This window comes from Nitrosomonas sp. (assembly GCF_019635155.1).
Classification (GTDB): domain Bacteria; phylum Pseudomonadota; class Gammaproteobacteria; order Burkholderiales; family Nitrosomonadaceae; genus Nitrosomonas.
The window spans coordinates 41,025-52,895 of sequence record NZ_JAHBZY010000010.1; the positions used below are offsets into that span (position 1 = coordinate 41,025).

At 49.9% G+C, this 11,871-nt stretch carries 12 protein-coding genes; 8 read left to right on the top strand and 4 right to left on the bottom strand.

Annotation, left to right across the window (positions count from 1 at the left end; all coding sequences use genetic code 11):
- Window positions 1-72: 72 nt before the first annotated feature.
- The 4 genes from KF839_RS08440 to KF839_RS08455 all read right to left on the bottom strand — a co-directional run bounded on the left by KF839_RS08440 (window position 73) and on the right by KF839_RS08455 (window position 2,658).
- A complete protein-coding gene (locus KF839_RS08440; RefSeq protein WP_292917400.1) occupies window positions 73-873 on the bottom strand; it encodes a hypothetical protein in 801 nt (266 codons plus the stop codon).
- A 7-nt stretch (window positions 874-880) separates the two neighbouring features.
- The gene (locus KF839_RS08445; RefSeq protein WP_292917401.1) at window positions 881-1,300 is read right to left on the bottom strand and encodes a hypothetical protein; all 420 of its coding nucleotides are present in this window, start codon (window positions 1,298-1,300) and stop codon (window positions 881-883) included.
- Window positions 1,301-1,596: 296 nt separating this feature from the next.
- Window positions 1,597-1,935 carry an addiction module antidote protein gene (locus KF839_RS08450; protein WP_292917402.1) on the bottom strand — a complete coding sequence of 113 codons (339 nt, stop codon included), beginning with the start codon at window positions 1,933-1,935 and terminating at the stop codon, window positions 1,597-1,599.
- Between the two features lie 105 nt (window positions 1,936-2,040).
- Complete coding sequence (locus tag KF839_RS08455) at window positions 2,041-2,658, bottom strand: DNA-3-methyladenine glycosylase family protein (RefSeq protein ID WP_292917403.1); 618 nt, start codon at window positions 2,656-2,658, stop codon at window positions 2,041-2,043.
- Between the two features lie 313 nt (window positions 2,659-2,971).
- Here KF839_RS08455 and mraZ point away from each other — a divergent pair, with 313 nt between their 5' ends.
- Genes mraZ through murD form a run of 8 tightly spaced genes read left to right on the top strand, consistent with a single transcriptional unit; the run spans window position 2,972 to window position 11,868 of the window.
- On the top strand, window positions 2,972-3,418 hold the full coding sequence (gene mraZ / locus KF839_RS08460) for a division/cell wall cluster transcriptional repressor MraZ (protein ID WP_292917404.1): 447 nt from the start codon (window positions 2,972-2,974) through the stop codon (window positions 3,416-3,418).
- A 23-nt stretch (window positions 3,419-3,441) separates the two neighbouring features.
- The gene (gene rsmH / locus KF839_RS08465) at window positions 3,442-4,398 is read left to right on the top strand and encodes a 16S rRNA (cytosine(1402)-N(4))-methyltransferase RsmH (protein ID WP_292917405.1); all 957 of its coding nucleotides are present in this window, start codon (window positions 3,442-3,444) and stop codon (window positions 4,396-4,398) included.
- A complete protein-coding gene (ftsL, locus tag KF839_RS08470) occupies window positions 4,391-4,699 on the top strand; it encodes a cell division protein FtsL (protein WP_292917406.1) in 309 nt (102 codons plus the stop codon). The genes rsmH and ftsL overlap by 8 nt, the downstream gene beginning before the upstream one ends.
- Entirely contained in the window at window positions 4,686-6,416 is a 1,731-nt protein-coding gene (locus tag KF839_RS08475) for a peptidoglycan D,D-transpeptidase FtsI family protein (RefSeq protein ID WP_292917407.1), read from the top strand. The genes ftsL and KF839_RS08475 overlap by 14 nt, the downstream gene beginning before the upstream one ends.
- Window positions 6,417-6,421: 5 nt before the next feature.
- Complete coding sequence (locus KF839_RS08480) at window positions 6,422-7,966, top strand: UDP-N-acetylmuramoyl-L-alanyl-D-glutamate--2,6-diaminopimelate ligase (RefSeq protein ID WP_292917408.1); 1,545 nt, start codon at window positions 6,422-6,424, stop codon at window positions 7,964-7,966.
- Window positions 7,963-9,369, top strand: a complete 1,407-nt coding sequence (locus KF839_RS08485; RefSeq protein WP_292917409.1) for a UDP-N-acetylmuramoyl-tripeptide--D-alanyl-D-alanine ligase — start codon at window positions 7,963-7,965, stop codon at window positions 9,367-9,369. Before KF839_RS08480 ends, KF839_RS08485 begins: the two co-directional genes overlap by 4 nt.
- Window positions 9,360-10,445: a phospho-N-acetylmuramoyl-pentapeptide-transferase gene (gene mraY, locus KF839_RS08490; RefSeq protein ID WP_292917410.1), complete on the top strand. Its 1,086-nt coding sequence runs from the start codon at window positions 9,360-9,362 to the stop codon at window positions 10,443-10,445. Before KF839_RS08485 ends, mraY begins: the two co-directional genes overlap by 10 nt.
- 7 nt (window positions 10,446-10,452) lie before the next feature.
- Window positions 10,453-11,868 (top strand): UDP-N-acetylmuramoyl-L-alanine--D-glutamate ligase, encoded by a 1,416-nt coding sequence (murD, locus tag KF839_RS08495; RefSeq protein ID WP_292917411.1) that lies wholly within the window; start codon window positions 10,453-10,455, stop codon window positions 11,866-11,868.
- The last annotated feature ends 3 nt before the right edge of the window (window positions 11,869-11,871 follow it).

Genomic DNA, 11,871 nt, shown 5'->3' on the forward strand with positions numbered 1-11,871 from the left:
CTTGTTGAATAGTTTTGAATGTTTGTGTGCACAATTCAAGATCTGATTTCGGTAGTGATATTTTCTTGTTCGTTATTCCTTAGCACGTTCAAGAATTCCACAAAGAGCTGATGACCATTTGATAGCATCGTATGCGGTTTGCCGAAGTGCGGGCTTAGAGCCGTGCGTATCACCCATTGCCCGGCGTAGTATTTGGAGTGCATGCGCCGCATGATTACTAGACTTTCTCATTTCACATATCAAATCATTGACATCATTTTGCTTCATTCCAATTTGCTCAAACTCCTGAGCCATAGTTTCAAAAATTTTTTGTCGTTGAAGTGCGGTATTCACTTTTGTTTGGAATGACGACTTGCCTGGATCGCCGAGATCATGCGTTTTGTAAATATCTTGTGTAACTAAGTCTACGGCTCCACAAGCAGAAGTTATTGCTCCACTATAGTCTCCCTCAAGAAGACGGGACATTGCTCGAGCTAACTCTGTCGCTGCGGATGGAGGTATGAATTTGGACTCTCGGGCGTCCAGTGCAGCTACGGGAACGAGAGTGCCATGTAGATATTGGAATCCATGTCGACTTAATATGTTTTGCACACTAGAATCGAATTCATCGTTACGACCGATGAGCCGTTCTGCCAAAATACATAATGCCGCTTCTTTTTGATCTTCATGCATTTGACCATATAGCTGATCAATGACCGGCATTACTTCGGCTCTGCTACCGAGGCCGCTGCGGGCTTCGGCCTTTGCGGGGATCTTCGAAACATCAAAACCAGCTGCAGCTACTGTATTCCGAATATCCTGAACGGATAACTTATTTAGCTCTGATCGGAGTGCACCATATAAACGAACTCTGTCTTGCAATGATAGTGGCATATTTGTCCTATTTGAGTGTCGATGGCAAGTTGGCAATAATCACTGAATACGCGCTGCCAAGAATCGCTTTCGTTCTTTCGTCAAAGATGCGGTAATCAGCAATGTGCTGTCTTTTGCCATCAAACTGGCGGTGCCACACGGAGCCATGAGAAACGATTACGGAACAATTGCAATCATCAAACTGATCGGCTGTAACGTCAACAACGAGATCGCCACGCTGTAACCAAGCGTGAGACGAAGGCCCTCGCTCACCAAGCATGTAATCAAATGGTTCGAAACCATGCCCAATCAGAAATGCTCCGAGCAAAGGTGTCACGTCTCCGCAGGCCCCGCGTGGAAAATTGGAGAAAGTAATTGGCAACATTATTCTTGGGCATGCTTCAATCGCGTCTCGGAATGCGATTGCCAAGTGAATTAGGCGTTCCATTGCACAAAACTCAGTACGCGAAGAGGTGGTAGATCCATTGGCCCCTAGAGTCACGAACAAAACCCTTTGACTTCATACACATTCCGATGAGATTTTGTTTCGTGGACTCTCGATCAATCTGTGTATAAGAAACCATCGCTCGTTCAGTCTCCCATTCACATACAGCGATGTGTCCATCTCTGGTTGTACACCCTGTGACTAGGCAAAGGGATAGTGATGCAACAAGAATTCGTTGATTCATTGTGTCGTGTCCTTCCAAAGCGCTTAACTAGAATTAGCCAGATAGCTAAAAAATATCATCCATTAACCTCAGAAGCGGTCTGCTGATCCGATGCTGGTGCTGCCGTTGCATGAAGTTTGATTCCTAATGCATGGATTACCTTCAGAATTGTGTCAAAGCTCGGGTTGCGTTCACCTGAAAGCGCTTTGTACAGGCTTTCGCGCGACAATCCGGAATCACGGGCTATTTGTGACATGCCTTTGGCGCGTGCGATGTTACCTAGTGCGCGGGCGATGAAGGCGGCATCGTCACCGGCTTCTTCAAGGCATGCTTCGAGATAGGCGGCCATTTCTTCCGGGGTTCTCAGATGTTCGGCAACATCGAATGGTGTCGTGTGAAGTTTGCTATCGGTCATTGGTATTCCTGAAAGTCACACTCCAGTCGTAAAGCGATTTTGAGGCTGCCTGGTTGAGTGTAACTTCATGATTGGCATGCGTCAATTGAACAAAAACTCAAAATCTCAATACGCCACTGGCAGCGGATCCAGGCTGCGCCATAAGTACCAGGTGGCGACCGAGCGCCAGGGTTGCCACGGTTTGGCGGTTTCGATCAGGGTATTTTTGTCGACGGCTTGTTTATCGAAGTAATGCAGGCTGATTGCGCGTTGCAGGCCGATGTCGTCGAGCGGCAGCACGTCCGGGCGGTGCAGGTGGAATATCAAAAACATTTCCGCGGTCCAGCGGCCGATGCCTTTGACCTGAATCAGTTGCTTGATGATGGTTTCATCGTCCAAGTTTTCCCATGCGGTTTCATTCAAGTCGCCTTCGCGGAAGTGCCGCGACAGGTCGTGCAGGTACATCACTTTTCGCGCGGACAATCCACACGATCGCAATAATTCCTGTTCGGCTGCGGCAATCGTGTGCGGGGTAATTTCGGGAATCGTGGCGATGACCCGTTGCCACACGCTTTCCGCGGCTTTGACGGAAATTTGCTGGCCGACGATCGAACGCGCCAGCGTGGTGAATGCGCAGCCACGCGATTCCAGCGCGGCATCGGCGAATTGCGCGATCAATTGCTGCATCACGGTATCGCGGGCGGCCAATTCTTGGGTCGCTTGCGTCCAATAAGCGGGTGTCATCGGCGGTTAAAGTGGGAAATTGAAATCGCGAGTGTGCATTTTTTTACCTTCGAAAACAATCCCGTTTTCTCCCATTTCTTCAATCAGATTGATAACTCACATTTCATTTTTCTTCTATCTATCTTATTTATTTGAACATTTTATTGATCATTTGAATGCAAGCCGCGACAGCATTAAGTCTTTGTCGCATAACTATAAAAACCCAATTTCCTGCTTGACTAGTGCGGATTTTTTGATTAAAGTGGGAGTTAGTGGGAGAATGTGGGAAAATTTGGTGGGCCTCGATGAATTTTCCGTAATATGAGGAGACAGCATGTTTCGTGGCGTCACGCAGCTCAGTCTGGATGCGAAAGGTAGGCTTGCGATACCCGCAAGATATCGTGGCGAGCTGGTGTCTTCTTGCTCCGGTCACTTAATCGTGACGGTTGATCCTTCCAAGTGTTTGCTGATTTACCCTCAGCCAGCCTGGGAACCGATAGAACAAAAACTCAATAATCTTTCCAGTTTTGATCCAGTAATCCGCAACTTGCAAAGGTTGTTGATGGGGAATGCTTGCGATGTCGAGATGGATGCCGCTGGCCGTATTTTGGTGTCGCCGCCGCTTCGCGAGTTTGCTGGTTTATCCAAGGATGTGGTGCTGGTTGGGCAGGGCAATAAGTTTGAATTGTGGGATGCATCGCAATGGACGGTACAGATTGAAAATGCATTGGCGCTCAAGAGCGGCGATATGCCGCCAGAGCTGCATGGATTTTCACTGTAGGCAACGCGGCAACCGAGCGGTCCATGCATACACCGGTGCTGTTGCACGAAGCTGTTGATGCATTGGCGGTCAAACCGGGTGGCGTGTATGTGGATGCAACTTTTGGCCGTGGTGGTCATAGCCGTTTGATTTTGTCGCGATTGGGCAAGCATGGTCGGTTGATCGCATTGGATAGAGATCCTGCAGCGGTTAAGTCCGGTGAAACGATTGAGGATTCCCGGTTTTGCATATGTCACGGCAGTTTCTCGCAGATGCAACGGATGGTGCAGGCGTTCGGTGTTACGCAGGTTGATGGCATCTTGCTGGATTTGGGGGTGTCGTCGCCGCAATTGGAAGAAATATCGCGCGGTTTCAGTTTTCGTGCGAGCGGGCCACTGGACATGCGCATGGATACATCGGCTGGGCAAACGGCGGCGGAATGGCTGGCGGACGTAACGACGGAACAGCTGGAAAAAGTGATTAAGGAATATGGCGAGGAGCGGTTTGCTAAATCCATTGCGCGTGCGATTGTGGCGGCAAGAGTGCAACAGCCGATTGCTACGACCAGCCAGCTCGCCGGGATTGTTGCGGCAGTGGTGCGCGTCAAACAACGTGAAAGCGAGCATGGTAAGCACCCGGCGACGCGGACTTTTCAAGCGATACGGATTCATTTAAACCGGGAGCTGGAAGAATTATCGCAGGCGCTGCCGCAGGGTGTGGAAATGCTGAAGCCGGGCGGGCGATTGGTAGTGATCAGTTTTCATTCGCTGGAAGACCGGATGGTGAAGCAGTTCATGCGAAAAGCAGCCAGTACAGACGAATTACCGCGCGGAGTGCCGCTGCGGCAAAGTGAACTGAAAAGATTTAGCAAGCAATCGTTACGAGTAATTGGCAAGGCAATTCGCCCGGGCGAATTTGAAGTGACGGAAAATATCCGGGCAAGGAGTGCGGTGATGCGTGTGGCTGAAAAAATTCAATTAGACGGATCAGCGGATGTTTAAGTTGAATATTTTTTTTGTCCTGGTATTGATCGCGTGCTCGCTGGGCGTGGTGACATCGCAGCATACCGTGCGCAAGCTTTTCATGGCATGGGAGAAAGAGAAAGAGATCGAGCAGAAATTGGAAGTTGAATGGGGTCGATTGCAACTGGAGCAGAGCACATTAATCATGCATGGGCGTATCGAGCAAATAGCGAAAGAACATTTGAAGATGGTGGTGCCGCCAGCTTCGAGTATTCAAATTGTATCGATTAATGCGGCGGAAGATCGTTCGAAAGCGGAGGTGCATCATGATCAAGATTAAAACCGCGTTACCGCAAATCAAACTGTCGGCATGGCGTTCGATCCTGTTGTTCAGTTTATTAGCGCTTGGTCTCATCAGTTTGGCGGTTCGTGCAGCGTATCTCCAAGGCATGCACCACGATTTTTTGCAGAAGAAAGGCGAGTCGCGTTACAGCCGGGTGGTCGACATGAATGCGGATCGCGGCATGATTACCGACCGCAATGGCCACATTTTGGCGATCAGTTCACCCGTTGCCTCGATCTATGCTGATCCGAAAATGATCGAAATTGATCCCGAAAGACTGAAGCAATTGGCGCGTTTACTGGAGATGGAGAGCGCTGAAATCAATGCGTTAATCAATAAAGAAAACAGACGTTTTGTTTATCTCAAGCGGCAAATCGTGCCGGATACCGCCGAGAAAATCATGAAGCTGAAGATCCGGGGTATCCATTTGCTGCATGAATCCAAGCGGTATTACCCGGAAAGCGAATTTGCAGCCCATGTGTTGGGATTTACCGACATCAATGACGAAGGCCAGGAAGGTGTTGAACGCGGTTGGCAGGATTTGCTGGCGGGTGAGTTGGGGCGCCGCCGGGTATTGAAGGATAACAAAGGGCAAATTATCGAAGACGTTGAAAATATCCGCCCGCCCAAGCCCGGTCAAGATCTGGTGTTATCGATCGATCGCAGAATTCAGTACCGGGCGCACGCGGAATTGAAAAATGCGGTATTGGAAAATCAAGCAAAAGCGGGCAGCATCGTCGTACTGGATGCGCAAACGGGCGAAATTTTGGCGTTGACCAATCTTCCCGCGTATAACCCAAACAGGCGGTCAACGATTACTAACGAAAGAATTCGTAACCGTGCGTTGATCGATACTTTCGAGCCCGGATCCACGTTAAAACCGTTTACAGTCGCAATTGCGATGGAAGTCGGTAAGGTTAACTCGAACACTGTCTTTCACACGGCGCCAGGGATGTGGCAAGTCGGCAGAAAAACTATTCGGGATGTCAGCAACAAGGGCGATCTGACAGTTGCGCAAATCATTCAGCAATCGAGCAATGTCGGTACGGCCAAGATCGCGTTGTCACTGGAACCTCAAACCATGTGGGAAATGTTTAATCGCTCGGGTTTCGGCGCATTGACCAATTCCGGCTTCCCCGGCGAAGCGAGCGGCATTTTGCGGCCTTACAACAAATGGCGCCCGATCGAGCAAGCGACCATGTCCTACGGTCACGGCATATCAACCAGCCTGATGCAATTGGCCCGAGCCTATACGATATTCTCCAGCGGTGGTGAATTGAAACCGGTTTCGCTAATGAAACAAAACATGCCGGTTATGGGGCAACGGGTTATTTCGCGGGATACCGCGATGGCCATGAGTCAGATGCTGGAAATGGCAACGAAGCCCGGCGGTACCGCACCATTGGCGCAAATCAGCGGTTATCGCGTCGCCGGTAAAACCGGAACGGCGCACAAACTGATTGGCGGCAATTATGACAATAAACGCTATATCTCAACCTTTGTGGGTTATGCCCCGGTATCGAATCCGCGTCTGATTATTGCCGTGATGATCGATGAGCCCTCGGCAGGCAAATATTTCGGCGGTGCCGTGGCGGCTCCCATTTTCAATAAGGTGATGTCCAGCGCATTACGCATTCTAAATATACCTCCCGATGCGCCTGCGAACAATGTCATTACTTTCACCGCAACACCGGAAATAGGTGACGAAGGATGAACGTGATGACGGCCAATAGGAATGCTGAAAAGGTGTTTGATCACCAACGGATTGATGAATTGGGGGTAGCGATCAAGAATCTGGTTACGGATAGCCGGCTTATAAAACCAGGGGACACATTTCTGGCGTATGCGGGGGAAAATACCGATGGCCGCAAATTCATCCCGCAGGCAATCGTGGCCGGTGCCAATGCAATACTTTGGGATCCGCACAATTTTACCTGGAACGCCAATTGGCATATTCCGTCGTTGCCGATCGAGGCGCTGAAAGCAAATGCCGGCCTGATTGCCAGCCATGTTTATGATCATCCCTCGGAAAAGGTATGGATGGTTGGAATTACCGGGACAAACGGCAAAACATCCTGTAGTCACTGGTATGCGCAAGCCATGGCGAGCTTGGGAAGAAAAACCGCCGTATTGGGCACGCTCGGCAGTGGATTTAGCGGCGATCTCGGTTTAACCGAAAATACCACGCCCGATCCAACGGTATTGCAGCGTTCTTTGGCCAAGTACATAGCGCAAGGAGCGCAGGTTGCGGTCATGGAAGTTTCATCGCATGGTTTGGTGCAAGGGCGAATCAATGGCACCGTTTTTTCAATGGCCGTGCTAACCAATTTATCACGTGATCATCTGGATTATCACAAGGATATGAATGCTTACGCCGCGGCCAAGGCGCGCTTGTTTTTTTGGCCGGGCTTGAAATATGCGATTGTCAACATGGATGATGTGCTGGGTGTGGAGTTATCGAGACAGATCACTAATCCATCAACAAAAGTAATGGGTTATGGATTTTATTATCCGGAAAAACGCTATCCCGATTCATTCAGTATGGTATATGGCGCCAATCTAAAATTTGATATCGATGGTCTGGAGTTTGACATCGAATTTGAGGATAATCACGAACATTTAAAAGTCGGTTTGCTGGGTAAATTCAATGCATCCAACTTGCTGGCAGTCGCAGCGATGATGCTGGCAAGCGGGATTCAATTGCCGGATGTGGTCCGGGCGCTTCAATCTGTGCAACCCATACCGGGGCGGATGGAAAAATACGGGGGGGTTGACCAGCCTATTGTCATAGTGGATTACGCGCATACTCCTGATGCACTCGAGAAAGTGCTGTGCACATTGCGAGAATTGTTGCGGACAATGAATCAAAAAAACGATATGGCAAAACGTGGAAGATTGTTCAGTGTGGTGGGCTGTGGCGGCGATCGCGACAGAGGAAAGCGCGCGTTAATAGGTGAAGTCGCAACCCGGCTGGCGGATGAGGTTATTTTTACCAGCGACAATCCGCGATCGGAAGATCCCATGGAAATTATTAAAGATATTGTTGCCGGTACAGTAAAAACGAATTACCAGATAGAAACTGAACGAGCGCTGGCAATCTACCAGGTCATAGCCAATGCGCGCAAAGGGGATATGATCCTGATCGCCGGCAAGGGTCATGAGAAATTCCAGGAAATCAAGGGAAAGAAACTGGCTTTCAGCGATGCGGATGTGGTGCAGCAAGTATTAAAAGATTTGTCCGAAAAGGCGCGCGTGCAATCATGATAACGGTCCAGCAAGCCGCAACGATTTTACAGGCCGAATGGAACGGACCGGATGCGCGGTTTATTGGTGTTAGTACCGACAGCCGCACGCTTACCGGAGGTGAGCTCTTTGTGGCATTAACCGGTGATAAATTCGACGGCAGCCGTTTCGTTCATAGCGCCAAGCTGAAAGGAGCGGTTGCTGCGATAGTGCCGCTAACAGCCGATGCTGTTGATCTGCCACAAGATTTCCCATTGATTCGCGTAAAGGATACGAGACTGGGACTGGGGCGTTTGGCTGCACAATGGAGAAGCCATTTTGCGATGCCTTTGATCGGCGTTACCGGCAGTAACGGAAAAACCACTACTAAAGAAATGATCGCGGCAATATTGCGGCAAGCAACGGCAGCGGAATCATCCTTGCTTGCCGGGCAGAACGAGGGCGTGCTGGCGACCGAGGGTAATTTGAATAACGACATCGGCGTGCCGCAAATGTTATTGCGGATGCGGTCTCATCATCGCTATGCAGTGATAGAAATGGGTATGAATCATGTCGGGGAAATCGCTTATCTGACGCAATTGGCCAAGCCTGATGTCGCTGTGATCACCAACGCCGGTGCAGCGCATATCGAAGGTTTAGGTTCCGTAGCGGCGGTTGCGCAAGCCAAAGGAGAAATATTCAATGGATTGGGGCCGCAAGGGATAGCAGTGATCAATGCCGATGATCCGTATGCGTCATTATGGCGCGAAATGGCCGGTGTTCACCGGATCATTGATTTTGGATTGATTGCACCGCAAGCACAAATCAGTGCGCAATTGCAAACGGATCATGAAGGCAACCGGATCCTGTTTCAGTTGCCTGGCGGTTCAATCGAAGTAAGACTTCATGCGCTGGGAAAGCACAATATCTACAATGCATTAGCGGCTGCCGCCGCGGCTCTGGCAGTGGGCATACCGATCGAATCGATTGGAGCCGGATTGGAATCGTTCCGGGGTGTTCAGGGGCGATTGCAAAAGAAATGCGGCCTGCATCATGCACTGCTGATTGATGACACCTATAACGCCAATCCCGATTCGGTGAGAGCGGCATTGGCCGTATTGGCTGCTGCAAAAGGTAAAAAAATACTGGTATTGGGTGATATGGGTGAATTGGGTCACTCGGCGATCGATTTGCATCGCACCATTGGTCGGGATGCGCGCAATGCAGGGTTAGATCAATTACTTACACTGGGTGAACTGAGCGCTTACGCTGCGGAAGAGTTCGGTAAAGGCGCACGGCACTTTGGATCCATCGATGAGTTGTTAGGTGCTACCGAGAGCTTGCTGGCGGAGGATGTCACTTTGCTGGTAAAAGGCTCGCGTTTTATGCATATGGAGCGGGTGGTCAAGCAGTTGGAGCAGCCTGAGGAGTTATCATGCTGCTGACTTTATCGCAATGGCTGGCACAGGATATTCGAGCGTTCAATGTATTTGGTTATATTACCTTGCGGACGGTTATGGCTACCTTAACCGCATTGGTGATTTCGTTCATTATCGGTCCGATCATGATACGCAAACTGACAGCCTATAAGATCGGGCAATCCGTTCGTGATGACGGTCCGCAAACCCATCTGGTGAAAATGGGTACACCGACCATGGGCGGTGCTTTGATCCTGATGTCAATCGTATTGACAACCTTGCTTTGGTCCGATCTGGGTAATCGCTATATCTGGGTCGTGCTTTTAACCACACTAGGTTTTGGCATAATCGGCTGGGTGGACGACTATCGCAAGGTTGTGCATCGTAATCCGAAAGGACTGTCGGCCAAATCAAAATTCTTTTGGCAGTCCGTAATCGCTATCGGTGTGGCGGCCTACCTTGTTTCCATTGCGGAGTTACCGGAGCAAACGGATATGATCGTTCCGTTTTTCAAGGAGGTGGCGATCTCACTAGGGACAATAGGCTTCGTTGTGTTGACTTATTTTGTCATTGTCGGCACCAGCAATGCCGTGAATTTGACCGATGGGCTGGATGGCCTGGCGATTATGCCGACGGTTTTGATCAGCAGCGCGCTGGCGATTTTTGCTTATGTCACCGGCCATGTGGTATTTGCCAAGTATTTGGGTATTCCGTATATCCCGAACGTTGGCGAGTTATCGGTATTTTGTGGGGCAATGGCTGGCGCAGGTCTCGCATTCCTATGGTTTAACGCATATCCCGCGGAAGTGTTCATGGGCGATGTCGGCGCGCTGGCATTGGGTGCCGCGCTGGGGGTTGTGACTGTCATAGTGCGCCAGGAGATCGTGCTGGTGATCATGGGAGGGGTTTTTGTAGTGGAAGCGCTATCGGTGATGCTGCAAGTTGCATCGTTTAAATTGCTAGGCCGGCGGATTTTCCGTATGGCGCCGTTGCATCATCATTTTGAATTGAAAGGATGGAAAGAGAACCAAGTGGTCGTGCGATTTTGGATTATTACCATTATTTTGGTATTGATAGGGCTATCGACATTGAAATTAAGATGAGCAGCAGATGAATTTAAGGGGTAAAACAATCTTGGTGCTTGGAATGGGTGAAACAGGTTTATCCATGGTGAAATGGCTGACACGTCAGGGCGCAAACGTATGCGTTGCTGATAGTCGCCAGCAACCCCCGGCATTAAAGGAAGTGATGGATAAGCATCCGGATGTGAAAACTTTTACCGGAAAATTCGAAAGCCCAATTTTGAACGGCATCGAGCTGATTGCGATCAGCCCAGGCGTTCCGGTTGCGGATCCATGTGTTCAGCAAGCGGTAAAGCAAGGCATACCGGTGGTTGGCGATATGGTGCTGTTTTCGTGGGCGCTGGAGCAGTCGGATTTGCCAAAACCCAAAATCCTGGCAATTACCGGATCGAACGGAAAAACAACGGTAACCTCGATGGTTGGGGCAATGCTTAAGAAATCGGGCTGGAATGTGGAAGTGGCTGGAAATATCGGCCCTGCAGTCTTAGAAGCACTGATGCAGCGTCTCGATGCCGGCGATTGGCCGCAAGCCTGGGTGCTGGAGGTATCCAGTTTTCAATTGGAAACCACGGCTAATCTGAATGCCGATGTCGCGGCGGTATTGAATTTGAGCGAAGATCACCTGGATCGCTACGCCGCGATGGGAGATTACATGGCGGCTAAAACAAGAGTTTTTCTGAATGAGCACGATGACAATGCTATCCAGATATTGAATCGTGATGATCCCGTGGTTTATGCAATGGCATTGCCCGGGCGAAAGTGCATAACGTTCGGGGTGGATATCGCATCCACGCAGTCGGATTACGGGATGCTGCACAATGGCGATGAACTGTGGCTGATGGAGGGTGATCGGCCCTTGATAAAAACCAGCGATCTTGTCGTCAGCGGTTTGCATAATGCGACTAATGCATTGGCTGCATTGTCAATATGCCGCTCGTTGGAGCTCCCGTTGGAGCCTTTGTTGACGGCTTTACGGGAATTTCGCGGTTTGCCGCACCGGATGGAAAAGGTTGCCGCATTCAATGGCGTTACGTTCTTTGATGATTCCAAAAGCACCAATGTAGGCGCAACTGTGGCCGCATTAAATGGCATGCGAAAAAATGTCATATTAATTGCTGGCGGAGATGGCAAAGGACAGGATTTCTCACTCATGCGAGATGCAGTCACCAATAATGCCCGGGCGGTCGTGCTGATAGGCCGCGACGCCGGGATTATCGCAACGGAATTGCAAAATTGCGGTGTGCCTTTGCACTTTGCGGTTACGATGGAAGAAGCGATGCAGAAAAGCTTCTTGCTGGCGCAAGTTGGTGATGTGGTGCTGCTTTCGCCGGCGTGCGCCAGTTTCGATATGTTCAGAAACTATATCCATCGTGCGGAAGTATTTGTAGCGGCGGTCAAGGATATAGAGAACAAATTTTTCAGTTTTGGACAGAAGAAGCACTAAGCA